Origin of the sequence: Vibrio azureus (assembly GCF_002849855.1) — a bacterium.
GTDB classification, from domain to species: domain Bacteria; phylum Pseudomonadota; class Gammaproteobacteria; order Enterobacterales; family Vibrionaceae; genus Vibrio; species Vibrio azureus.
In genome coordinates this window covers 1,136,382-1,161,672 of the sequence record NZ_CP018617.1, presented here as the reverse complement: position 1 = coordinate 1,161,672, position 25,291 = coordinate 1,136,382, and the positions used below count along the sequence as shown (strand labels likewise).

Below are 25,291 nucleotides of genomic sequence, written 5' to 3'. Positions count from 1 at the left end.
CCCTATAGCTGGACAAATGTGAAGGCTTTAAGCTTTGAGGGGATATACCGCGATTGGGAGGTTAATCGCTATCTCGAGGCTTCGCATAAAAGCCCCAAGATAGCCGGAAAAGATTAGACTACTGTCGGCAAGAACTGAAGATATCCATCCTTTCATCGCGAGCCGTTGTTTCTACATCCATGAGGCCGAGCAAAGAGTGGAAAACGTTATCATGTGAGTGAGTTCCCGTCATTTTGGCCTTTTGTTTCAGGCAGTCATTATTGATGCCTTTAGTCTTCTGGAAGCCCGCTGACATCCAAGTGATCAGTGGTACGCGCTTTTGAAAGTCTGGTGCCAACCCATAAGGCAATCCATGTAGGAAGACGCCATTTTCTCCTAACGATTCACCATGGTCGGAGACATAAATCATGGCAGTATTGTATCGATCTTCCAAAGACTTAAGCTGCTCAATGGTTTGAGAGAGAACAAAGTCTGTATAACGAATGGTATTGTCGTAAGTGTTGACAATGGCTTTATCAGAGCAGTTTTCTATGTCAGCACGAGGGCAATCTGGCTGGAAAAAGGCTTTATCTTTTGGGTAACGCTGGAAATAAGTTGGGCCGTGGCTGCCAATAAGGTGCAAGGCTATCACTTTGTTGCCTTTTAGCTTAGCAACGTCATTGTCGAAGTTTTCAAGTAGCGCCATATCAAAACAGGTACTTCCGTTACACAGTTCATCTTTACGTTTACGGTCAATTTCAACTTTCTTGATTTTGTGTGCTACGTCTTTGTCACCACCATCATTCTCTTTCCATAAGAGGTCAATGCCAGCACGTTGCATGATATCTAGAGCATTGTCTTGGTTATCCGCGACACTGCGCTCAAATTCTCTTCTAGTGAGCTGAGAAAACATACATGGAACTGATACTGCCGTTGCCGTACCGCAAGAAGCAACATCTACAAATGAAATCACATCAAGTTGGCTGGTATAAGGATTCGTTTCTCGTGGGTAGCCATTTAATTGATAATTTTGAGATCGAGCGGTTTCTCCAACGACAATAACTAATAATGTAGGCTTTTGCTCAGCTTGTTGAAGGGCTGAAGTTGATTGCTGTGCATCCAGTCCTATTTCTCGGTATGGCTCTGGCGTAGTGAAATAAGTATCTTTGATAAAATGATATGTCGAGTAAACATATTGAGTTGGAATAATGATTTTCTTGAGGTAGCTATTGTTGCGACCGACAGAAGCATAATCTTGGTAATAAAATAAGGCGATGATAGCCACAACAACTAAAGATACCAGCATAGAAAAGACTTTAGTGAGTCCGAATTTTAACCATTTCCCACTTATTGGCTTTAACTTTACTTTAAAAACGAGTAAAGCAGGGATAATGCCCATAAAGAGCGTCCACAATACGGAGTATGTACTGAGGTAAGAGCTGGCCTCACTGGAATCCGTTTCTACGATATTGGTAATCATATCTGTATCGAAGAGAGTTCCGTAGTTATAGCCGCCATAACTTACTAAGCTTGAAGTAATTAATAGTAAAATAAAAAAAGGTTTGGTAATCCAAGGCCAAGAAAATAAGTTAAACAGAAAATTTAATGCGGCAAAGAAAAAGATAGGAATGGTAATCACAAACCCTATTTTGACAGTATCTAAAGCCGAAAGAATTTGTACGAGTTCTTTATAGATAGGGACATTAACAACTAATGTGTAATATAAAGCAAGCAGCATAGTAAAGGTGATATAAGAGACACCTTTTGGAAAGAGTTTAATCTGTTTCATAAGAAAGCTTTATTCGATAAAGTTGGAAGCATTGTTGTCTTAAGCGAAAAAATAAAAATAACTGCACATAGGCAGTGTGTTCTCATTAAAATATTACTTTTGGCAGACTATAGCGAACCACGTTATGGTAGAAGTAACTTATATTGAATTCAATGTAGGGCATTGTCAATTATTATGACTAAAAATTTTTAATATCAAATGACTCAAATTAATGAGTGAAATAATGAACTTTTTGATTTTTCTTAAGATAATGAATTATCTGATAAATCAAATAAAGCCCCATATCGTAAATGAAGCCTTATTTGTTATAAAATATATACAAGTTTTACTGTACTAATATTTAACTATGGTTGCCGAGTACAAACGACGCTGTTGTCTTCTCCATATCCGTTGGGGATATACGCATCTGCTTGCGGATCATTATCCCATTGTTCGTTGTCAAAAAGGTAGCGAAATTGGACGTTTTTTGCTTTGGGTAAGCGAGTCTTAAACTTAAATTGACCACTTTTCTTAACCAGTTTCATCGGCTCAGGTTGCCAGTTGTTAAAGTCTCCCGCGATTTGAATGGTGTTCCAGTGGCTTTTTTCTAGCTCAAATGTCACTTCCACTTCATCTTTGGTCTTAAAAAATCTCTTTTTCAACATGAATCTTTCCTTGTTTGTATAAAAATACATCTAACTATTACTTAGGTTTCATAGTCATTTCAAGTTTATTAGAACTTCGGACGGTAAAAGGTGTGCTGATTGAACGCTTTTTATACGTATTTAATGATTTTTTGGTTCCTAGGCGAGCATAATCAAGTGAGATATTGTTAGATTAGACTTGTTGAAGCGATACTCTCGAGTGATCTGAGTCTTTGTGCCGTGTATAAATTGGAGAGAAAATAAAAGGCGACTTCAATGCCGCCTTTTGTGGAACTTCGAGTTTTGAAAGCGTCTAGCGCTTGGAAAGCCTCAGAGGTTAGGCCAATTTTAAATCGTATTGATTACGATACATCACCATATCTTCTATGGTTAATACAGGCATATTATGTCGATGACCAAAGGCTACGATCTCAGGTGTTTTTGCCATGGTGCCATCTGGGTTCGTGACTTCACAAAGAACACCAGCAGGTTGCAGGCCAGCCATTTGCATAAGATCAATCGTTCCTTCGGTATGGCCTCGGCGGGCTAAGACACCACCTGGACGAGCACGAAGCGGGAAGACATGGCCGGGGCGTGCTAGATCACTGGCTTGGGCATTTGGATTGGCTGCTGTTTTAATTGTGGTGACACGGTCAGCTGCAGACACACCTGTTGTTACCCCTTGTTTTGCTTCAATTGAAACCGTAAACGCCGTTTGGTTAGCACTGTTATTGTTGGTTACCATTGGGGGCAATTCGAGTTTGTCTGCTTGGCTTTCTGTCAGACATAGGCAGACAATACCGCTGCATTCACGGATCATCAAGGCCATTTGTTGATTGGTTAAGTGCTCAACTGAGTAGATGATATCGCCTTCATTCTCGCGATCCTCATCATCCAGAAGTAATACTCCTCTTCCTTCTTTTAGTGCGATCAAAGCGTTTTCAACGCGCGTAACAGGATCGCCAAATTCGGCAAGAAGTGATGACTGATTCATGGTTAACTCCTAATTATCACCAGAATCAGGGCGGTCTGAGGGAACATCGTTGGTGTTCGGCATTTTTCGATGAGATTATCTTAGTAATGCTTAGTAGCGAACGTGAACCATAAAGAAACTCACCAGAACCCTTTGATTAGTAGGGGGACTCTGATGTGCTCTTATTCTCTTTCATCCGGACTGTAACCGTCGGCTCTGGCTTCTCACCAGATCTGCTGACCTCGAAAATCGAGCGCTCGCGGGCTGACTCAAAAAGAGTATACCGCCGGTGGGGAGTTTCGCCCCGCCCTGAGAACATTTAATGGTAGCCGCAATGGCCATAAATACACTCTGACTACGTTTTAAGTGGTCAGAGTAGGGATATTACTGTTTACATTACAACTTGGAAAGTGCTTCTGTATTACTTGATGAAAAAACGCGCTATCAGAAGAAACAGTTGGTTCGTATAAAGTGATCGATTTGCTTCGGCACTTGAGTGCTGTATATCAGGCTTGTATGAGTATGAGGTGTTTCGAAATGATCTTGCATTCCATCTAAGCGAGTTTCATTTACGGTGACGGTACCATCTGAGCGGACCTGATCATTACGTATAAATACGTTTCTCGCGCCAATAGCACGAGTGCCAGCGATGCTGCCAAGTTTTTGAGTGAATCGCCACTGGTCATGGTGTTCATTCAATCCATGATGAGGAGAGTTACCTAAAAAGATACCGAGCCCGAGAGATTGTAAACGAGAAACAATTGATGCGCCTTGAAGAGGTGAACCGATTGTAATCACATGAGAGATGCTTTCTAGCGAAGGTTTTCTAGCAGCTAGATAGCGTTTGATTAAGAGCCCACCTAGACTATGCCCAATGAGAACATTGGCTGTTCCTTCTTTTAGCTGTTTGTCGATGCGCTCAAAGACGGTTTCTTCATTAATGGACACAGTATTGTAGCTGATGATTTTAGTGTCATAACCCAGTTTTTGTAATTGATGGCTTAGCGGTAACATAACCAGTCCATGCATGTAGAGTCCATGTAAAATAATTATTCTCAAGCTATGTGTCTCCTGACGTTTCTTCGCCACTCTCTCCGAGCACAATAGATGAGGCTAGGGAGGTGATCTTGGTTCTTGTGCACAGCACCCTGAAGACACTTAATTATCCGCAGTCACTGTTGAAAGCCAATTCTGTTAATGTCAATCCATTAAATTAATTTATCCGAGCGTAAACGTTGTACTTCAAGTTGCAATGAATCTCTGGTGAGCAGATCTGGTTGAAGCATCTGACCGATATTGACTTCCACTCTTGACCAAAAGCGAGTTGGGCGTGAGGTTAGAGCGTGTCCGTTTTTATGACTAAAAAAAGAGCCCCACAATCCATTTAGTGCAACAGGTATGACGGGTACCGGAGTGCGAGCGAGGATTTTCTCTACGCCAGGCCTGAACTCATTCAATTGACCATCCGTAGTGAGTTTACCTTCAGGAAAAATACATACCAGTTCACCGTTATGTAGGGCTTGCTCGATGGTAATGAAAGCAGCCTCATACGTTTCAGCACATTTTCGTGGTGAACAAATAGGGATGACACCTGCATGCCTGAAGACATATTTCAAAACAGGCAGCTCACTGATTGATTTATCCATGACGAATCGAACGGGGCGGGTAGAAGCGCCCATTAAGATCAGCGCATCTACATAGCTAACATGGTTCGCAACAAGAAGAGCTGCACCTTGTTGTGGTATGTGTTGACGTCCTCTGATGATTACCCGATACATCCCATGGCTGAGCAGGTAGCTAATGAAACGCTGTGTAAATTCAGGTACTTGTTGGTACACATAGATAGCAACGATAAAGTTAACGGCTGCCATAAATGCAAAAAGCTCAACAATCGAAAGATTAAAGATAGATAAAGCCAAAATTGAAACAATAGAAGAGCCCACCATAAATAGAGCGTTCATGATGTTATTCGCAGCAATTGAGCGCGCACATTCATCACCTTCAGAACGAGACTGAATGAAAGAATAAAGTGGGACAATAAATACACCGCCACTCACACCAATCAAAAAGAGATCGAACATCACTCTAAAGTGCTCGGATTGGCTGACGAAGCTTTGTAGATTGTAATAATGATTAGGAAAGCTGGCCATATCAGGAACAGCCCATAACAAGTCAGCACTAAATAATGTTAATCCAAGCACGCCAAAAGGCAGTATGCCCAATTCAACTTGATTGAATGACAGTTTGCTACATAGCCAAGAGCCTGAAGCAATACCAACTGAAAAAAGAGCCAGCAATAAAGAGACCACAGTACTGTCAGCAAACAAATGTTCACGGGCAAAGTTTGGGAATTGAGTCAGGTAAGTGGCACCCATAAACCAAAACCAACTGATGGCTAATATTGACATCCAAATACCACGTTGCTTTTTGGCTACTCTAAGGGTTTCTTTCAGACCTGTAATTGGCTCGAATTTAACTTTCTCATGAGTTTTAGACGGTAGAGAAGGAATGTTAAAACTACTGATCAAACCCAGGAAGGATAGCAACACTACGAGCACTGATGCTATTAATAACCCCTTATCGCTGGTTAAAAGTAGACCTGCGCTTAATGTACCTGTAAGAATAGATAGGAAGGTACCGACTTCAACCCAGGCATTACCTTGCACCAATTCATCCGGCTTTAAGGCTTGAGGTAAAAGAGCGTATTTAACTGGACCAAAGTAGGCAGATTGAGTCCCTGTCATAAATAATAGCATTAGCATCAAGATAGCATTTTGCATCGTTATGGCAGCGGCAGCACACAACATAATCAGGAGCTCTAGAATTTTTAGGCGTTGAATCAGCTTAGCTTTGTCCATATTGTCAGCAACAGCACCAGCATGAGCTGAGAATAAAAAGAATGGCAGAATAAAAAGCCCCGCAGCTAAATTAACGAACATGTCAACGGGCATGGGTAAGTGATCAATATATTGATACGTAACCATCAATAAGAGTAGGTTTTTATAGATGTTATCGTTCAACGCCCCCAGACTCTGGGTTACGAAGTAAGGGAAAAAGCGTTTGGTGAATAACATATAGGCTCCGGCTTAACATATTTTTCAATGCGATAATTGAGTATATAGGCATTATCGCCAGTCAAACCAGTCTTAGTGGTCGAGTCTAGCTGTATGTGACATCAAGTAACTTATAGTGTTACTTTTGGGGTGACTTTAGATCACTTGAGTCACTTTTATTGCTGTCGGTGTTTTATCGCTCCCATCCACTAAATAGAGGGAAAGTCCAGCGTCGCATGGCTAAAATTAATGATGTACCATGTTTTTCATCCATCTCTAGGGTGCCATCCTCACGGCAAGTTTGATAAAACTCATCGATGACTTTTTGTAACTTTTGCTGAATTTTTTTGTTTGACGGTAAACTCATTAGCCCCGTTGCCATTGCCAGTTTTTCGTCTTCACCGGAAAAAGTGCTTTGGAAAAAAGCTTCCTGAACCTGTTGCTGAAAAAAGTGTTGTATGGGACCGCCGGGCTGCCACTTGAAAGTAGGGGAAATACGTAAGCGAATTTTGTTACTAGGTAACAACTCTATGATGTTAAGTTTATCCAGAACCGCTAACTTTTGAATCAATTCCGTTTCGTTGTAGGCATATTGCTCGATGATCTCTTCAAAAAGGTAACCGTTGATAACACAGACGGCGACAAGCAATAATCCTTTGTCCTCAACTAAACATTGCTCTTGCTCTAAGGTGAGAAACTCTAACCCCTTTTTGTGTTCTGCTGAGAGCTTGATCAGTTCGATCATATCGAGCCCTGTCAATTGGCACATACGTTCTAATCGGTCTAAACTAATTTGGCTTCCCTGCGCCAAAAGGCGTTTGACTGAACCTTCACTGAGATTTAAATGTTGTGCTACATCTGAATAATGAATGTTTGCGTGTTTGAGCTGGCGTTTCAGCTCTTTGATCACGATATGGCTGTCAGACATAAAACCTCTCTTATTCTTATATACCCAAGTAACCTCAAGATGCTGCGTTCAGCGAGATGACCTTAGCTCTCAGGCACGGCAACGATTCGAAGATTTAGTAGCTCTACATTGAGAATCGTTAACAAAGTCTGAGAGTTAAGGTCACTCGCCCTTTGGGAGCGTGTCACTGAGCCGACTTCTTGCGTCAGACAACTTGGAGATAGAATACTATCCCGCTTCGTTGTCTTCCTTGAATTCGACCCAGTGACCTCGCTCTGAATCAAGCATCTTGAGGTCACTTGGGTATATACTCAAGTAAACTCAAAACTCTCGCTTTTTTGGGAGCTTACCACTGAGTCGATGAAACGCAAAAAAAGAGCCAACAGTAAATTGTTGGCTCTAGTAGATTAATTATAGTTATTTATTAGGTGTTGATTTTGACGTTGTTAGTAAATTGTTGTAAACCTTTGAGCTTATCTTTACTGTAAAGCTCATTATGATGATAATTTTAATGTTTGTTACGCTTTAGTTCAATTGTTTCTTACTGATTCTATTGGTGTTTTGTGTGTTTATTGAAAAAGTGTTACGTAGCGCAGCATTTTTAGTAACAAGTAGGCGATATTGTTTAATTTTAGGTCTATCATATTAAGTTTAGCCGGTTTAGTGTGAGTGCCTAGTGTTGAAGCAAGGCGTCTAAATGCATTGGATTGAGTCACTGTCTGAAAGCCTCACGTTTATCAAAGGATTCTTTCAAGTAAGTCGTTTGATTAAAGACAGAGTTGCAAATTACGTAACTCATGATGCTCGCAATGAGTGAGTTAAGTGGCATAATGCCGGGTAAGAAGTAGGCACATATCACACCTGTAAAGAAAGCAATAAAGCTGGCCCAATTGATGACTGGTTGATAGTGATCTTGATTAATCTTACTGTAATATTTACGGTTAATTAAAAAGTCGGCAATAATAATGCCACCAATACTCGGTAGAATAGAGGAGATGATAACAAGCCAGTCTAAAAAGCTCTCATATAACCAAAGAGAGAAAAGAGTACCAACTAAACCACTTATAACAGACATTATTTTGTTTGGTATTCCAGTTATTGTTGAAAAAGCAAGCCCTGATGAATAAAGTGCATGATTATTCGTTGTCCAAACACTTAATATAAGGATAGTCGTTGCAGGAATAAAGATACCTTGCGAGATCACTTTATCAGAAATACTACTCAGACTTCCATTCATATCGCCAAACGCTCCGAAAAAAAACATTAAAGAATTGCCGATAAAAAAAGCAAAAAAAGTGATCATTACGGAGCTCTTTGGGGTCTTACCGTACCGAACGAAGTCGGCCGTCATGGTGCCTGCACCAATAAAAGAACCGATAACAGTCGCAAGAGCAATTGAAAAATCAATGTGTTCAGTGGATGAATTACCTTTTAATGTCAGTATTCCTTCAAAGTGTCCCATTGTATCGACAACTGAATAACTCCCTAAGATAGTGATGGTTGGTACTGCAATTGCGGCTAAAAGCATAATGGAGTACAAACCAAAGTAGACGGTAGAGATCATCACTACCCCTGAAACAAAGAGTAATGTATAAAGATCGATACCAGTCGCTCTGTGTATAGGAACTGCAAATATCGCCACACCAATACCGAACCACCCGATCTGTGTGATACCAATAACAAGAGAAGGCAACCAAAAGCCTCGATTACCGAATGAAAAGCGTGTAAGCATATAGGTGGATAAACCAGTATATGCGCCAATATAGCCAAGAGCGGCGGCGTAAAGGGCAAGAAACATATTACCAATTAAAACTAAGAGAAAAAAATTGATAATAGTCATGCTGTCAAATAATGTGTTACCTGCCCATATACTTGCTGAAAAAAAAGTAAGCCCTAGCATAATCATTGTTAATGTGAATACGCCTTTCTTTTCAGAGTTGGGAACTGGCTCAAAGTTATAATAATTATTTTTAGCCATGGTAAAATCCAATTATAATTAAGTTAATATAAATTAGTCTACAATATTAAATTATTATGTTTGTATCATGACTAGAGTCAATATTTTTATTTGTTTAGAAGGTTATTAATGATTTACTCTTTTATTCCCTGGTACCTTGAATTCGAATCATTGACCTCACTCTGAATCAAGCATCTTGAGGTCACTTGGGTATATTTGGGTATGTACATTTAATACCGTTAGATATTTAAGCGAAAGTTTTAGAAAGAGGGTAATTAGAAAACGGGAAAGTGGTCATGGATTGAGCAGAAAAAAGCCAATTGCAAAAAAAGCAATTGGCATCTATAACTGTGAACAATAAACATTCACTAACAACGTCAGTTGGCTAGGTGGCCTTTGGCTTAAAAGGACCACATTCAATATGAAGCACATAGTATGCCAACTTTTTAAGTCAACAAATATACCATTTCATAGCACTTTGCATCACTGAGCACTGCAATTATTTGCAAAATGAAATTGCGAAGTGCAAAAAAGAGTAAAATGCTAGTGATTGTGTTGTTTTTAAGAGCAAATATGTTGTTTCTCTTCTTTCGATGAAAAGAAGGGGTCAATCAATTCACGCACATCCACTCTCGCTTCTAATCTCGCTGCAAGAAGGTACATACCGGCAATTTTTCTGTGTAAAAATAAGGCATCGGCTGGTGGAGTATGCCAGTAATCCTTTTCCATGCTCAATGTGGTACTTGCATCACGCAGTTTCTGAGCAAGCTCGCTGTTACCAAAATCATAAGGCCCGTTAGTCAGCATAGGTTCACACGCGAGCTTAACTAACTCGAGAACGGCTTGACGCTGTGTCGGAAGGATCTCTTGGCTGAAGAAACCGATATTTTCCAAAGCGAGGTTCAGGCCTTGCTCGTCGTGATTAATCACGGAAGAAAAAGCGTTGAGGTATCCCAAACTGACATTGTCACTATATTCGCGTGTTGCGCCGAAATCCAATAAACCGATTTGACGAGTATCTTGATTGAATACATAGTTGGCAAAATTAGGGTCGGTTTGTACGATTTTGAATTCAAACAATTCAAGGAACATGAGGTGCAAGAGATTGTACATAATGAAATCTCGTGTTTCTTGATCGTATTCGTTAGCATCTTCTATTGCGATTCCCTCAATGTATGACATCGTTAAGACAGACTCTCCACAGCTCTGAGGGTAAGTTTTTGGTACCGAAAACTGTGAATAGGGGCGGAGTAGCTCGTTATAACGCTGGATGAATTGTGCTTCACGAATATAATCAGCTTCATAATGCAATTGAACTTTGGCTTCCTCGAGAAGGGCCTTAACATCAACCGACTCTGGGATTAATCCAACCATCTTAAGCAGTAGGCCGACATTATCGATGTCACTATTAATGCTTTTTTTGATACCAGGATATTGCACTTTCACGGCGAGGTTTTCACCAGAGTCACTATAGGCTTGATGAACTTGACCTATAGAGGCACTCGCCATAGGTTTAAAGTTGAATGATAAAAACTCAGATTTCCAATCAGAGCCTAAAGCTTGCTCTAAAGTCTGGTTAAGTTGCTTTGCAGGCATAGGGTCTGCATTAGAACGAAGGCGAGCAAGGAGCATTGTAAGTTCAGGTGCCAGTAAGTCACCTGCATCCATTGATAACATCTGGCCTAGCTTCATCGCAGCACCACGTAAATCTGCAAGCTGATCAGTTAAGCGAGTAACATTTTGTGGCGTGAGTAATAAATCTTTTGCTTTAGGCTTGTTACCTTTGACAATTTGTTTGGTTCCCTCAGCAAGCATGTTACCTGCCACACGGGTGGCTAGAGAGGCTATTTTACCCAACCTGAGCGCCTGATTTGTCGGTAAGCTTTTCTCTTTTGTTGACATAAGTGGTTCTCTTTTTTTAGTTTAATTGGGTATAGAGCCCGATTTGTGCTGATAAAAGTTTTGTACGTTTAAAATAACGTCTGGAATCAAAATGAATCAATATTGAATGGATAATAAATCTTTAACTTATTTTTTAAATATGTTAGTTGTAAATTAATGATAATGCACAAGATGTATACCAAAGTGACCTCAAGATGCTTGATTCAGAGCGAGGTTACTTGGGTATATTAATTTTTTGAATAGATTGGTTGTAATTTATTCAATGTTTTTAGGTAAAATTAAATGACACTCTCTGATTTGATATCACTTTTTGCAATTTGCTTACTTGGAGCCATGTCTCCTGGTCCGAGCTTGGCTGTTGTCGCCAAACATGCTTTATCTGGGGGGCGTATTAACGGTTTGGCAACCGCTTGGGCACATGCCATGGGGATTGCAATTTACGCTTGTTTAACTCTACTTGGTTTAGCAATAGTACTTCACCAAAGTCCAATTATTTTTAAGACAATTACAATTCTCGGTGCTCTATATTTGGTTTATTTAGGTGTCAATGCCTTACGCTCTAAGGGTGGGATATCTGAAAAACTAGAGTCAGGCCAAGCAACATCTGTTGTGAAATCTGCACGAGAAGGGTTCTTTATGGCGATTTTAAGCCCTAAGATCGCCATATTCTTCACTGCCTTATTTAGTCAATTTATTTCTTTAGATAGCCCCATCGGTGTTAAAGTTACTATCGTCTCTTTGCCATTTCTTATCGATGGTTTGTGGTACACATTTGTGACAATGGTTTTATCCGATGTACGTGTTGTTGATAAAATACGTTCCAAAGCTGGTTTGATCGATAAATTGACAGGGGTGATTCTGATTTTACTCGCAATACGAGTGATCGTAATGAATATGTAATTTCTGTTTTGTTTTACGAACGTCAATCGGCACGACCAGAATTACTGGACTATCCTGATATGCAATTAACTTTTTATAGGCAATGAACTTCTTATCAACTGTCTTTTCTTTTAGTGCATTGCTGTGAGGTGGACAATTGAATATGTATTGTGACGACAAGGCGCTCATGGACAAAAAAAGACTATTAGCTTTTATGCCGTTTTTCCTACTCTTTATTGCAGGAATAGTGGATGTAATCGGCTTTTTGCATCTGAAAAACGGTTTATTTGTCTCTTTTATGAGTGGTAATACTACTCATGTTGGTATTTTGCTTAATGAGCCGAATGATCCCAGAGTTTGGTATTACATAGGGGTGATTTGCTTTTTTATATTTGGGGCTTTATGTGGCGAAATGGTCGCTTTAAGTGCGACTCCTTATTATCGTTGTATCATTATGTTGCTTGTTGTGTTGTTACTGTCCGTGACGGTTTTGATCACTTATATTACTCCGCCCATCGTAACGAACCTGTTACTCAGTTTCGCTATGGGCATTCAAAATATCGCACTTCGAATCACCATAAAGCAGGCCACGCCTCTGACGTTTGCAACTGGCTTTTTAGTTAATACTGGCCGTTCTCTAGCATTATGGATGATGGGAAGGCGTGAAGACAGTGACTTGAAGCATTCATTTTTCTTGTGGGTTGCTATATTTTTAGGTGGTATTACAGGGGTTAAGGCAATGGCTATGCCGTTGAACTTTGCTCTTATGGTGCCTATTTTTTTGTCTACTTTTGCTGTGCTTATGTTGTATTGGACACACGAGCTCCCTGATACTTAATGCTCCCTAATTCTTAATAATAGATGCCACACCTCACTCATTGAGTTAAGGTGCGGCGAAAAATATTAGCGATGAACTTCTTCGTATTCGCCTTCAATGGCATCCCCTTTACTCGTATCAAATTCATAACGCTCTTGCATGTTTTTGACTTTTTTTTCAATGCGTTTGCCAGTGATAAGAGCGGCGATTGCCAGTGGAATAGCGATAAGTAGGCTAAATGCTAACGTTAAAAAGCCTGTGATAACAGCGAGTACAGTAACGATGATTCTATTCATAATAACGCCCTCTTTTGACTATTGTCTTCAACGCTCACCAAATGGTTGTTTTAGATGAGTGCGTTGAGTTTATAGATTCACTTTACCTCACTGAATATGAACAGAGCATGAATATACCCAGCATATTGAGGTCACTGGTTTAACTGTGCATAAAAAAAGCCCGAGATAGGTATCGGGCAAAATTCAGTTTGGTTTATTAGTACCGCGCAAGCGCTTATCATTCAATACAAACGTTGAGAAATTTTCATCATCCCAGATGGTTAACGTTGTGGAGCAAGGTTGACCTATTTCGGGAAAGTTGGATAACGAACGCCCATCATTTGTTCCATACAGTGTACCACTTGGCAACTGTAACCAAACTCATTGTCATACCATATGTAGAGCACACAACGTTTGTCTTGTGCAATCGTTGCTTGACCATCAACCACGCCTGCATGACGAGAACCCACTAAGTCACTGGAGACAATTTCGGTTGAATCCGTATAATCAATTTGGGCGGATAAGTTGGAGTTGAGAGCCATTTCTTTGAGGTATTCATTTAGCGTCTCTCGTTCTACCTCACTACCAAGGTTTAAGTTCGCTACAGCCATGGAGACATTAGGTGTCGGAACTCTAATTGCATTACCTGTCAGTTTACCTGCAAGTTCTGGTAGCGCTTTGGCAACGGCTTTTGCTGCACCCGTTGAGGTCAATACCATATTAAGTGATGCACTTCGGCCTCGACGATCGCCTGAGTGAAAATTATCAATGAGGTTTTGGTCGTTGGTGTACGAATGTACCGTTTCAATATGGCCCGATAGAACTTGGTATTTATCATGCAATGCTTTTAATACAGGAGTAATGGCATTGGTCGTACAGCTGGCAGCTGAAATAATGGTGTCTTCCTCGGCAATAACGGACTCATTGACGCCAAACACAATATTTTTAATTTCACCTTTGCCAGGTGCGGTCAACAGTACTTTCTCTGCGCCTTTACAATTTAAGTGATGACTTAAGCCTTCAGCATCTCGCCAAACACCGGTGTTGTCTACAACCAAAGCATTATTGATACCATGGACCGAGTAATCAACATCACTTGGACTATTAGCGTAAATGATCTGAATATAATTGCCGTTAACAATCAATGCTTTGCGGCTTTCGTCGACAATAATACTGCCGTTGAATTGGCCATGGACGGAATCTCTGCGCAGTAGACTGGCTCTTTTTTCTAGATCCCCTTTTTTCCCACCGCGAACGACAATCGCTCGAAGTCGTAAAGGATAACCAGGCCCACTTTTTTCAACGAGTAAGCGAGTGAGAAGTCGTCCAATTCGCCCAAAACCATAGAGAACTACGTCTCTAGCAAGGAAAGGGGAGGCTTCATCGCGAGCACCAAGCAAAGCCGTTTGAAGGAAATCATCTAACCCCGAGGCATCTTCATGGTCTTTCCAATACATTTCAGCCATTTGCCCGATATCAACTCTGCAAGAAGCGACATTCATCTCACACAATGCTTTGATGATTGGCATGGTTTGCTCTAGGGGCAGTGGGTGACCAGTGTAGCGTTTGGCAATTCGGTGAGTTTTGAGTATGTCGATAGTCGTAGCGTTAATCAGGGTTTTTCCAAATAATATGATTTCGATACCTTTTTCACGATATAACTGACCAATCAGAGGGGAAATCGACTCCGCAATCGTTTGGTTAATTTGCCAGTCTTGATGATATTTCTCTGGACTCATTGTTTTTGACCTTTCACGTTTTTATTGTAGGCTGATCTTGCTTTGCGACGCTACCTTGACAAGTAGGGCTAAAACAGCAGTTATGTGTCATTTTTGAATTGACTTATATTTTTCGGGCGGATTGTAGGTCGAGTCCCCTTATTCTGCTAGGAAAAATAAAGGATGTGTAATTCTGCAAAGATAAGCAGAATAATTAGGTTATATCCCTTAACGATAATTGTTTAATACAAGTCAGCAGCATTTTTAAATGACTTATTTTTCGAAAGAAATGTTTGCTTTTAGAATTAATGTTGTCAAATAGGCAGGTTTTATTTAATAAAGTGTGATCAATGATTTTTTTTTCTCAGAAGTGAAACAAAGATATCCTTTAGAGGAAAGAAGCGCTCTATTTGTTTTTTCCTATAAGCTGAATAGAGCACTTAAGAAGTAAGGAGGTTGTTGAAAATTTGTGTTCAGTCACATATTTATGCCCAATAAAAGACGCGTGTCCTGAGCCCTCAGACTTAGGTATTGGTATGAATTAACTTATTGATGGTCGAGCGATAAATGAGATAGGCAGAAAGGCCAGCAAGCATATTACCAATACTCGCACCAATAAGTAAGCCTTGAATTCCGCTTATCAACGCTCCTAACCAAAGACATGGCAAAAAGAAAACAAACAGCCGCAATGCAGAAATAATCAGTGCGTTGTATGGTTGACAAAGAGCATTGCATACCGACACCATAAGCATACACACACCGAGAGAGCCCAAGCTGATCGGAACAATCGTTAAATGCATTTCTAACACTTGTTCTACTTTTAAGTCTGCAGTCATTAATAGTGATAGTGGCGTCGCTGCAAAATAGCTAATGATGGCAATGAATAATTGAAAACCTAGAACAAACTTTATCGCAATGGAAACTAAAGATTGAATATCACGGTAATTTTTTGCACCTAGCAAACGGCCGATCATAGGTGGCATCGACATGGTTAACGCTAAAACAGAAACAATAGCAAAAAACTCATAACGTGAGCCAAGCGCCCAAGATGCGACGGCTGCAGTGCCAAACCCTGAAATTAATTTGGTGGCAAGCATGGATGACAAAGGAGGTAACAACTGGCTCACCATCGCTGGCCCCATGATATTACCAAGTGCCCGAATACTGCTCATAATATTGAGATCTTGCCATTGAAAGTGGCACCAGTGATTCTTTTGTACGCGAGGTGCAACAATCAATATACCAGTCCCAAAAGCAACTGCAGTAGCGATAGCCGCCCCATTAATACCTAAATCAAAAGTAAAGATAAATAAAGGATCAAGCAGCATATTAATTGCACTGGTTACCATCATCATGGTGCCGGGCAGCATAGTATTTCCGTTGGCACGACAAATACTGTAATAAAAATATAATACAGCGCCAACCCAAGCACTGAGTATCCACCAAGGCCAATAGCTATCGATAATCGGCATGATGGTCTCAGGTGCTCCCAGTAAGGATAGGATAACGTTTCGTAATAACCAGAGGACTAAGCCAAATATGGCCACACCTGTTGAGCCGATAACAAGAACAAGACTTGCCAGTTGATTTGCGTAGCGACGTTGGTTAGCGCCAAGTGCTCTTGCAATGACTGCTGTTGTGGCGATGCCTAGGCCAACTTGCATCCCAATGACGACCATTTGTAGCGGCAGAGTGAACCCCTGGACGGCCAATGGGAGCACACCAAGTTGTCCAATAAAAGCGCTATCGACCAGTTGAAAGCTCATTAAAGAAAGGACACCAAATAACATTGGCCATGTCATGGTAAATAATTGTTTGGTGAGAGTCGAAGTGGAAGAAGGTTGGACTGAAGACATAATAATATTGCTAGATCTAAAAATAAGCCTTCATTGTACACACAGACTTGCGCTGTGACAAAATATCCTCTCGTTTCAGTCGATATTTTTTGGGGAGGGAATCCCCGAATAAATAATTATTTAGTCGGGGAGAAATTTTAAGCCTGTAATGGCTTCATTACTTTTTGCCGCTGACTTGTTTATCTTCTTCTGTCAGTTCTCTAATACGACGGCTGATATCACGACGGGCTTTAGACAGTTCAGCACTCTTAATGATATGGTCATCGACGCGATCTTCGTAATCTGCCTTCATGTTCTTAATGATGACTAGGATTTCATCATGTGTCATTTCTGGTTTAATGTAGTCGAGCAGATTCTCAAGTAGATCTACACGTTTACGGTTATCGCGGACTTTTTTCTCATTATCAAGCAGTTCACGTTTCAGCTTGTTTTTACGTCGAGCTTGGTTCACGATTTCAAATACGCTACTCATGGTTTCTTTCCTAATTTGACAATTTCTGAACTGATTAAAGCACAACATTTCGTGCCATAACAGTCTTTAGATCAAAGCAGACAAAGATCTGGGCATTTATTCGGCGATTATGTCCAAGTGAGCCATAGATGCTTGATTCAGAGCGATGTTGCGGAGTTACCTTCAAGGGAGACAACGAAGCGTTGTCATTGTCAGATCTTCACTATATTATCAAGACTATGCCAGACAACGAATGAAGTATGAAATGGACTCTGGAACCGTAAATGAACAGATGGAACCTCTGGCTGATAATGTAGAAGAGGTTTCTATGGTAAAAAGACTAAAGGCTGCCTACATCAAGGAAAGGGAGCAACTTGAGCTCATCGAAGTTGAACTTAACCGCTCGAAAGTGGTGATAATCGATGAAAGCGGTCAAATGACAAGGGTATCGATTTTATCTGAACATTAAGCTTCAGCGATTACAAAAACGCCTTAATCACTAGGATTTATTGACCTTAATATAATCAAGGAAATGTAGGATGAAAATTGAACTGACAGCAACTGAAGCTAGAGTCATCGGCTGTTTGATTGAAAAAGAAGTCACCACACCCGATCAGTATCCATTAAGCCTCAATGCGTTAACGAATGCCTGTAACCAGAAAAGTAATCGTGAACCTGTGATGGGCTTGTCTGAAGCTGAAGTGTTAGATGCTGTTAATATACTCATCGAGCGACGTTTAGTCAGTGATGAAAGTGGATTTAATAGTCGTGTCAGCAAATATCAACATCGTTTTTGTAATACCGAGTTTGGTGATGTTCAGCTGTCTGAACAAGAAAAGGCCATTGTCTGTTGTATGTTACTGCGAGGCGCTCAAACACCCGGTGAAATTCGCACTCGTACAACTCGTCTAGCCGCGTTTAGTGACGTGAGCGAGGTTGAGAGTATTTTAGAGCGACTAGCGCGTGAGGAGAGCGGTGCTTATGTGGTTAAGTTGCCTCGTGAAGCCGGTAAAAGAGAGTCACGTTACATGCACTTGCTTTGTGGGCCTGTCGAAGTTGATAAGCTGTCTAATCTCGCTCCTCAGGTTCAAGGAACAGCGGAAGGGGAACGCATAAATCAACTAGAAGAGGAAGTTTTTGCTTTGCGCAAAGAGGTGGAAGCCTTGAAAGAACGGGTAACTCTTTTACTTTCATGAAGGATACTACAGAAGTCAACTGGTATGCCTATTTAATCCGAAATAAAAATAATGCTTTGTATTGCGGTGTGACGAATGATGTAAAACGCCGATTCCGAGTACACCAAGAAGGTAAAGGTGCGAAAGCACTTAAAGGCAAAGGACCACTTACACTTGAGTGGTCTTGTGCTTTTGGCAGTAAAAGCATTGCAATGAAAGTTGAATGTTTCATCAAAAAGTTGAGTAAGCAAAAAAAAGAACAATTGGTCTGTGCTGAAGCAATAATTCATATTGATGACAATGGACGAGTCACTTACTCAAATTTATACCCAAGTAACCTCAAGATGCTTGATTCAGAGCGAGGTCACTGAGCCGAATTCAAGGAAGACAACGAAGCGGAATAGTATTCTATTTCCAAGTTGTTTGACGCAAGAAGTCGGCTCAGTGACACGCTCCCAAAGGGCGAGTGACCTTAACTCTCAGACTTTGTTAACGATTCTCAATGTAGAACAACTATATCTTCGAATCGTTGCCGCGCCTGAGAGCTAAGGTCATCTCGCTGAATGCAGCATCTTGAGGTTACTTGGGTATATAAAAACACGCGCCCGAGAGCTAAAGTCATCTCGCTGAACACAGCATCTTGAGGTTAATTGGGTATATATTGAAGTCACTTGGGTACAAGTACATGGTTTATAGTGTGTAATTGGTCAGCTCTTTTGGTTAATTTTGCTGTCTGGGTTGGAAAGTTGTTATTTTTTCGTCTGCTGCGTGCCTATTAGGCTGCTTTTTCACAATCAGCTAGGTATCATATCGGACAATTTGCTCAAGTAAATAGAATGTTATTTATTTGAGACAAACGGAGAGGATGATTTAAGACTGACGTTGTTTCAACTACTTAATGATGTGAACTGGCACAATGATTTGCCAGACTCATCAAGAGACATTGAAATATCAGTGAGTAGAGTAAAGGATGACTTGGCTGGGTATTTGATTAGAGCCAAAGGCTCAATAATAATGATAAAGAGCAACAGATGAAAAAAGCATTACTGTCCTCCATACTCTCTCTAGTAGGGTTTGTCGTTTCTCCTGTTTCACAATCTTCGCAAGTCCTTAACGGTTATTGGGCATATCAAGATTACCTGAACGAGTTCCCTGAACAAAAAAACTTGACGAATGCATTATCTGAAGTGGTTCGTAATCGACCTTCTCCTCTGATGCGCAGTAAAGATAAACCAATAAAAATTTCTGTCGTTTATCCTGGGCAACAGGTTTCGGATTACTGGGTGAGAAATATCGCTGCATTTGAAAAACGGCTAGACAAGTTGAATGTAAATTATCAACTGAGTCAGGTTTTTACACGACCTAACTCGGATATGAAGCAACAAAGTCTGTCATTGATGGAAGCATTAGAGAGTAAATCCGATTATTTGATTTTTACTCTGGATACAACGCGACACCGCAAGTTTATTGAACATGTATTGGATTCAACCGACACGAAGTTGATCCTACAAAATATCACAACGCCAGTTCGCGAGTGGCATAAACATCAGCCGTTTTTATACGTTGGTTTTGATCATGCTGAGGGAAGCCGAAAGCTTGCCGAGGAGCTAGGTCATCGTTTTCCTGAAAATACGTCTTATAGTGTTTTATACTTCTCCGAAGGTTACATCAGTGATGTAAGAGGGGATACTTTTATTCGTCAGGTCAACAAAAATAACAAATTTCAACTTAAGTCTGCGTACTATACAAAAGCAACGAAAGAATCTGGGTATAAATCGGCAAAAGCGAGCCTCACTCAATATCCAAATGTTGACTTTATCTATGCATGTTCTACCGATGTTGCGCTAGGAGCGATAGAAGCATTGCAAGAGCTAGGACGAAAAGATGTTTTAATCAATGGTTGGGGCGGTGGCTCAGCAGAATTAGAAGCCATCCAAAAAGGTGACTTGGATATAACCGTGATGCGTATGAACGATGACACAGGTATTGCTATGGCTGAAGCCATTAAGTGGGATTTAGAAGGTAAACCTGTTCCAACGGTTTACTCAGGAGACTTTGAAGTTGTGACGAAAGAAGACTCACCGCAAAGAATTGAAGAACTGAAAAAACGGGCATTTAGGTACTCAGATCATTGATGGCAGTAAAGCAACATACTAAAAGGCGTCGCTCCCTTGCGACGCTTATAACAAAAATTATTATCTTGGTTCTTGCCCCGATTATTTTGGGGATATTTATACAAAGCTACTACTTTTCTAAGCAAATCATTTGGCATGAAGTCGATAGAACAAAGCAACAGACTTCTGCTCTGATTCATAATATCTACAATAGCCACTTTTCAGCGATTCAAATCCATCATGACAGCAATTCCAAAAGTAAAGTGATTCGTGATTTCTATGATAATCGCGACGAAGAGGCACTTAACTATTATTTCCTTGGCTTGGACCAAAGTGATCCATCACATACTCCGGAATTTCGTTTTTTAACCGATCATCGTGAAATAATATGGGATGATGGAAACTCAAGTTTTTACGGCCTCAACGCAGAAAAACTCAAAACTCTAGTGGATAAAGTTGCCTTTAGCAACAATTGGTACTACGTAACTGTTACCTCAAACATTGGTCCAAAACACATCTTGATTCGACGGGTTCCTGTTATTTCTCCTGCTGCTGGGCAGGTACTGGGCTTCTCCTTTAACGCCGTGGTACTCGATAACAACTTTGTGATGATGGAAAAGTTAAGACGTGAAAGCAACGTCGATAACGTCGTGCTAGTCGAAGATGATGTTCCTTTTGCTAATTCTTTGTCTAGTGATGAACCTTATGATGTCTATGAGGTAATAGAACGCAAGAATACTCAACAAAAGCTGGATAAACTATTGGTGATAGAGACACCAATAGAATTAAACTCTGTTGCAACATCGTTGCGTCTATTGACTGTACAAGATAATCAAAGTGTTGTAACACTCCAAATTCAGCATCTTTTGGCCATGCTCTCATCGATCATTGGTATGATTATGATTGCTTTAATGACCAAAGAGTGGATAGAAAGCAAAGTATCAGGTCAATTAGACTCACTGATGTCTTACACACGTTCTGCAAGAGAGGAAACGGGTTTTGAACGTTTTGAAGGCTCCGATATTGTCGAGTTCGATCATATTGGTTCGACATTAGAAAATACTTTTGAAGAACTTGAAGCGCAGAAAAAATCATTTCGTGACCTCTTTAACTTTGCGCTATCTCCCATTATGGTTTGGTCAGAAGCAGGCATACTCATACAGATGAACCCTGCTGCTAGAAAGGCTCTTGTACTTGAGGAAGGGCAGCCTTCTTTACTCGATAATTTTAAAGAAATGTTAACGCCTCACCTTAAGATGGCTTCGCAAGGAGCAACACTGACAGGTGTTAATGTACCTATTGGTAATAAAATTTATCGTTGGAATCTATCACCGATCAGAGTTGATGGCATGATCAGTGGCATCATTGTCCAAGGTCAAGATATTACCACACTCATTGAAGCAGAGAAGCAAAGTAACTTAGCACGAAGAGAAGCGGAGCAATCGGCACAAGCTCGAGCTGACTTTCTTGCAAAGATGAGTCATGAGATACGTACGCCTATTAATGGGATACTGGGTGTGGCTCAATTGCTTCAAGATTCGACTAATGATGAGGAACAAAAAAATCAAATTGATGTGCTTCGTCATAGCGGTGAACATTTACTGTCAGTGCTGAATGATATCTTGGACTTCTCAAAAATTGAGCAAGGGAAGTTTAACATTCATAAACACCCATTTTCTTTTAGCGATACGATACGAACCTTGGAAAATATTTATGGGCCCATTTGTAAAAATAAGCAGGTAGATCTGATTATTGATAATGAGCTTGACCCCAACATTGAAATCTTTACAGACCAAGTTCGTTTGAACCAAATTTTATTCAACTTAGTCAGCAATGCAGTGAAGTTTACGCCAAACGGAAGCATTCACATTCATACCGAACTTGAACATTGCGATCGTTCAAACAACAGTATTTTAGTGGTTGAAATTACCGATACTGGGATAGGGATTGACACGGATAAAATTGATCAAATGTTTGATCCTTTTGTTCAAGAAGAAGCAACAACAACTCGAGAATACGGCGGCAGTGGACTTGGCCTCACTATTGTAAAAAACCTCGTAGAGATGCTAGAGGGAGATGTTCAAGTCCAAAGTTGTAAAGGGACAGGCACGACGTTTGTTGTAACCTTACCAGTGAAAGACTGTCAGCGAAGTCAAAGAGTAATGAGTACTAGCCAACGGGTGAAACCAGAACAGTTATTTAATAGAAGCTTGAAGGTGCTTTTAGTTGAAGACAACCATACCAATGCGTTTATTCTTCAAGCATTTTGTAAGAAATACAAAATGCAAGTTGAATGGGTTAAAGATGGCTTAGAAGCGATTGGTCACTTAATCAATCAACATTATGATTTAATTTTAATGGATAACCAATTGCCTCATTTAGGGGGAATTGAGACTACCCGTGAGATACGTCAAGAGCTAGGTTTAACTACACCCATCTATGCTTGTACTGCAGATACTGCCAAGGAAACCAATGATGCCTTTATTGCTGCTGGTGCTAATTACGTATTATTGAAGCCAATTAAAGAAAATGCGTTTCATGAAGCGTTTGTTGACTTTAAGCAACGTTTTTTTGAAGAAACGCCGCCAGATCAAATACAGTAACTATAGAAAAGAAAACGGAGCTGTGAATTAGCTCCGTTAGAAATGAGGGTTATTAGCTACTGATATTTATATTTTGATATTTCACAGTTGCCGGTTTGTCTGTCCACTTTGAAGGAGAAAGCAGATGAATGGTACTCCATTCCGTCGCTCCATATTGTTTCTCCAAAAATTTTGCAAAGGTCCAAATCACTGATTGAACCAAACTCTTTAACGTGTCTAACTACTGACAAAAACTTGGCTTGGGTAGTATTAGAACAGTCCCTGTTGCTTAATCGATTGATCACCATATGTGAATATCATCTCCAGCCCATAAATGACGTTATATCAAAATGTATTCGCTTAAATTAACCAAAAATTGACCATAAGTAAAGGCTTTTTGTGAGCTATATCTCCTTAAATGCTTATCCTTGTGTATTTATTGTACAGCGGTCGTGACTTGGTAAAGAGAATGATTTGTATTTGATAATATTTGTGTTGTAGCATCTTATATCAAAGTAACTTCAAGTTGCTTGATTCAGAGCGCTTTGAGTTTACTTAGGCCTAAAGAAACTAGAGAATATACAACAAAGTTACTTGGCGATAACAAGAATAAATCAAGGAAAACATAATGAAGAAGGTACTTCTGATATTAGTGGTCATCGTGCTGTTGAGCGGTGCAGGTTACTATTTTTTCTTGTTTAATAAAAACGAAACACCAGAGGAAACGGAGACCATTCAAGAAAACGTAGAGGCTCTGAGCGAAGAGATTAAGCAAGTTGTAACACGAGAAGAGCCTTTAACGGATCCTATGGAGTACTATGTCGTAAAGCGTAAAGTTAATGTTTACAACCAAGCAGATTCAAAGTCACTGGTTGTCAGTACTCTTTATAAAGGAGAGAAAGTGACCGCTTTGGAATCCGAAAATGGATGGCTTCGATTATCTGATTACATCGTTCTTCGAGAGGGAGAAGAACCGTCTGCTGAGTGGGTTGAGGCTGAAGGCCTATCGGATGCCCCGCTTGAGTTAAAAGAGCAAGAAAAGCTCAGCATTATTGATGGATACTTAAAAAAATCCGATGACTTTGTCGAGCATCAAGATTTATTTCGTTCGAAAACTCAGCAGCTTCTTGATGATGGTACATGTGAGCCCGAAGACTTTGAAGAATTAGGTGGGTGGGTTCGATCGTTCACTTACAAGAAAAGCAATGTCTATTTTATTTACTGTGGGGGATTGTCTCAGAGTCATAAAATTTACCTGAACACTGATACTCAAGAAATCTTTCAACGCTGATATTTTTGTTGTGGAAAACAGATAATAGGCATACTATCGGCTAGGTTACTGTTCGTTATTTTTGAGTTGCACTCACATGGTCTGGATTAAGTTTAGAACGGCTTTACTCTTGCTCCTTTCAATGATGCTCCTATCATTGGCTGTGGGTTCCGTGCAAGCGAAAATTGACTCAAACCATTTTAACCCATCAAATAACGCTTATCAGATCCAATACAATCAGCAACAAAGCTGTTCATATTTAAACCTACTTTGTTCAGGATTGACAGTCAAAACAAGTCCATTGTCTGTCGCTTTAGGTGTGATTTTTTCAGAAGACACGGCCTCTGATCCGATTTCACAACAAAACGTTTACCATAATGCACCTGCGCTCCTTCCTTTTTCTCGTTGGCAACTGAACCAACGTCAAGGTGGAGCACACAAGCTAGGTTATGAGCAGAGTAAGTTGTCTTCTGATGATGACGGACATTTTAGTTTTCTCTACCCAAGTATTGCTGTTCTTTGGCGGTCCATTCAAACTTCTTTCTATGGTTACATTAGTGATCATCGCCTCTCTGGCTGGAAAGAAACGAATGCTCTATACGTCGCCCTTAACGGCCATTTCCTTCGATAAACCTTTCATTGACACTCACAGCTTGAGATTCTCAAGGTTGGTATTTCGACGTCATGCGTTTCGCATATTCATGATTGTCTGTCTTGATAAGCTGTTCTCCAAGTTGATTGAGTTGTCTTCCTTGAATTCGACTCAGTGACCTCGTTCTGAGCCTGAAGTCACTTGGTTATGAAAGGTACCCCTAAGTTAAATATTACGCTATTTGCTTGATGCTAAGTAATTGAATAATTAGCTTTTCCCCTGAGAAAGCCTCGTTTGTTGCAGCATTTCGATATTTTCCTAATAGAAAACTGATCATATAGCGTTGTGTTAATCATATTGAAGGGGCACTTTAACTTTT

The 25,291-nt window shown here is 40.3% G+C and carries 22 protein-coding genes and 1 riboswitch; of the genes, 9 read left to right on the top strand and 13 right to left on the bottom strand.

The window, feature by feature from the left end; genetic code table 11:
- Window positions 1–118 precede the first annotated feature (118 nt).
- The 8 genes from BS333_RS18940 to BS333_RS18900 all read right to left on the bottom strand — a co-directional run bounded on the left by BS333_RS18940 (window position 119) and on the right by BS333_RS18900 (window position 11,183).
- Window positions 119–1,768: a phosphoethanolamine transferase gene (locus BS333_RS18940; protein WP_021711811.1), complete on the bottom strand. Its 1,650-nt coding sequence runs from the start codon at window positions 1,766–1,768 to the stop codon at window positions 119–121.
- 344 nt (window positions 1,769–2,112) lie between these two features.
- The gene (locus BS333_RS18935; RefSeq protein ID WP_021711812.1) at window positions 2,113–2,412 is read right to left on the bottom strand and encodes an isoamylase early set domain-containing protein; all 300 of its coding nucleotides are present in this window, start codon (window positions 2,410–2,412) and stop codon (window positions 2,113–2,115) included.
- Window positions 2,413–2,728: 316 nt separating this feature from the next.
- The gene (gene ribB / locus BS333_RS18930; RefSeq protein WP_021711813.1) at window positions 2,729–3,385 is read right to left on the bottom strand and encodes a 3,4-dihydroxy-2-butanone-4-phosphate synthase; all 657 of its coding nucleotides are present in this window, start codon (window positions 3,383–3,385) and stop codon (window positions 2,729–2,731) included.
- Window positions 3,386–3,544: 159 nt separating this feature from the next.
- Window positions 3,545–3,685: riboswitch (FMN riboswitch) on the bottom strand.
- A gap of 123 nt (window positions 3,686–3,808) precedes the next feature.
- Complete coding sequence (locus BS333_RS18925) at window positions 3,809–4,423, bottom strand: lipase family alpha/beta hydrolase (RefSeq protein WP_021711814.1); 615 nt, start codon at window positions 4,421–4,423, stop codon at window positions 3,809–3,811.
- Between the two features lie 149 nt (window positions 4,424–4,572).
- Window positions 4,573–6,438 carry an MFS transporter gene (locus BS333_RS18920; protein ID WP_021711815.1) on the bottom strand — a complete coding sequence of 622 codons (1,866 nt, stop codon included), beginning with the start codon at window positions 6,436–6,438 and terminating at the stop codon, window positions 4,573–4,575.
- 172 nt (window positions 6,439–6,610) lie between these two features.
- Entirely contained in the window at window positions 6,611–7,345 is a 735-nt protein-coding gene (locus tag BS333_RS18915; protein WP_021711816.1) for a helix-turn-helix domain-containing protein, read from the bottom strand.
- 691 nt (window positions 7,346–8,036) lie between these two features.
- Window positions 8,037–9,302, bottom strand: coding sequence for a cytosine permease (gene codB, locus BS333_RS18905; protein WP_021711760.1), 1,266 nt, complete (start codon window positions 9,300–9,302; stop codon window positions 8,037–8,039).
- Between the two features lie 540 nt (window positions 9,303–9,842).
- Window positions 9,843–11,183: an ABC1 kinase family protein gene (locus BS333_RS18900; protein ID WP_021711761.1), complete on the bottom strand. Its 1,341-nt coding sequence runs from the start codon at window positions 11,181–11,183 to the stop codon at window positions 9,843–9,845.
- A 282-nt stretch (window positions 11,184–11,465) separates the two neighbouring features.
- Here BS333_RS18900 and BS333_RS18895 point away from each other — a divergent pair, with 282 nt between their 5' ends.
- Window positions 11,466–12,083 carry a LysE family translocator gene (locus BS333_RS18895; RefSeq protein WP_033004513.1) on the top strand — a complete coding sequence of 206 codons (618 nt, stop codon included), beginning with the start codon at window positions 11,466–11,468 and terminating at the stop codon, window positions 12,081–12,083.
- 166 nt (window positions 12,084–12,249) lie between these two features.
- Window positions 12,250–12,900 (top strand): YoaK family protein, encoded by a 651-nt coding sequence (locus BS333_RS18890; RefSeq protein ID WP_021711763.1) that lies wholly within the window; start codon window positions 12,250–12,252, stop codon window positions 12,898–12,900.
- 65 nt (window positions 12,901–12,965) lie between these two features.
- Here the strand turns inward: BS333_RS18890 and BS333_RS18885 are convergent, their stop codons facing one another.
- From BS333_RS18885 to BS333_RS18870, 4 genes are all read right to left on the bottom strand, one after another.
- Complete coding sequence (locus tag BS333_RS18885; RefSeq protein ID WP_021711764.1) at window positions 12,966–13,175, bottom strand: FxsA family protein; 210 nt, start codon at window positions 13,173–13,175, stop codon at window positions 12,966–12,968.
- A gap of 284 nt (window positions 13,176–13,459) precedes the next feature.
- Window positions 13,460–14,893 carry a glyceraldehyde-3-phosphate dehydrogenase gene (locus BS333_RS18880; protein ID WP_021711765.1) on the bottom strand — a complete coding sequence of 478 codons (1,434 nt, stop codon included), beginning with the start codon at window positions 14,891–14,893 and terminating at the stop codon, window positions 13,460–13,462.
- Window positions 14,894–15,396: 503 nt separating this feature from the next.
- A complete protein-coding gene (locus BS333_RS18875) occupies window positions 15,397–16,728 on the bottom strand; it encodes an MATE family efflux transporter (protein WP_021711766.1) in 1,332 nt (443 codons plus the stop codon).
- 157 nt (window positions 16,729–16,885) lie between these two features.
- Window positions 16,886–17,248, bottom strand: a complete 363-nt coding sequence (locus BS333_RS18870) for a DUF496 family protein (protein ID WP_255209443.1) — start codon at window positions 17,246–17,248, stop codon at window positions 16,886–16,888.
- 184 nt (window positions 17,249–17,432) lie between these two features.
- Between BS333_RS18870 and BS333_RS18865 the strand changes: the two genes are divergently transcribed.
- The 5 genes from BS333_RS18865 to luxQ all read left to right on the top strand — a co-directional run bounded on the left by BS333_RS18865 (window position 17,433) and on the right by luxQ (window position 23,071).
- Complete coding sequence (locus BS333_RS18865) at window positions 17,433–17,648, top strand: hypothetical protein (protein WP_050568015.1); 216 nt, start codon at window positions 17,433–17,435, stop codon at window positions 17,646–17,648.
- Between the two features lie 70 nt (window positions 17,649–17,718).
- Entirely contained in the window at window positions 17,719–18,375 is a 657-nt protein-coding gene (locus tag BS333_RS18860) for a YceH family protein (protein WP_021711769.1), read from the top strand.
- Window positions 18,372–18,725, top strand: coding sequence for a GIY-YIG nuclease family protein (locus BS333_RS18855; RefSeq protein WP_050568014.1), 354 nt, complete (start codon window positions 18,372–18,374; stop codon window positions 18,723–18,725). Before BS333_RS18860 ends, BS333_RS18855 begins: the two co-directional genes overlap by 4 nt.
- A gap of 660 nt (window positions 18,726–19,385) precedes the next feature.
- Window positions 19,386–20,489, top strand: a complete 1,104-nt coding sequence (locus BS333_RS18845; protein ID WP_021711447.1) for an autoinducer 2-binding periplasmic protein LuxP — start codon at window positions 19,386–19,388, stop codon at window positions 20,487–20,489.
- Window positions 20,489–23,071 carry a quorum-sensing autoinducer 2 sensor kinase/phosphatase LuxQ gene (luxQ, locus tag BS333_RS18840; RefSeq protein ID WP_021711448.1) on the top strand — a complete coding sequence of 861 codons (2,583 nt, stop codon included), beginning with the start codon at window positions 20,489–20,491 and terminating at the stop codon, window positions 23,069–23,071. Before BS333_RS18845 ends, luxQ begins: the two co-directional genes overlap by 1 nt.
- Before the next feature lie 56 nt (window positions 23,072–23,127).
- Here the strand turns inward: luxQ and BS333_RS22565 are convergent, their stop codons facing one another.
- The gene (locus BS333_RS22565) at window positions 23,128–23,358 is read right to left on the bottom strand and encodes a hypothetical protein (RefSeq protein WP_021711449.1); all 231 of its coding nucleotides are present in this window, start codon (window positions 23,356–23,358) and stop codon (window positions 23,128–23,130) included.
- A gap of 320 nt (window positions 23,359–23,678) precedes the next feature.
- On the opposite strand from BS333_RS22565, the gene BS333_RS18830 reads away from it, so the two are divergent.
- Both BS333_RS18830 and BS333_RS18825 read left to right on the top strand, forming a co-directional pair.
- Window positions 23,679–24,341 carry an SH3 domain-containing protein gene (locus BS333_RS18830; RefSeq protein ID WP_021711450.1) on the top strand — a complete coding sequence of 221 codons (663 nt, stop codon included), beginning with the start codon at window positions 23,679–23,681 and terminating at the stop codon, window positions 24,339–24,341.
- 76 nt (window positions 24,342–24,417) lie between these two features.
- The gene (locus tag BS333_RS18825) at window positions 24,418–24,951 is read left to right on the top strand and encodes a hypothetical protein (RefSeq protein WP_021711451.1); all 534 of its coding nucleotides are present in this window, start codon (window positions 24,418–24,420) and stop codon (window positions 24,949–24,951) included.
- Window positions 24,952–25,291: the final 340 nt, after the last annotated feature.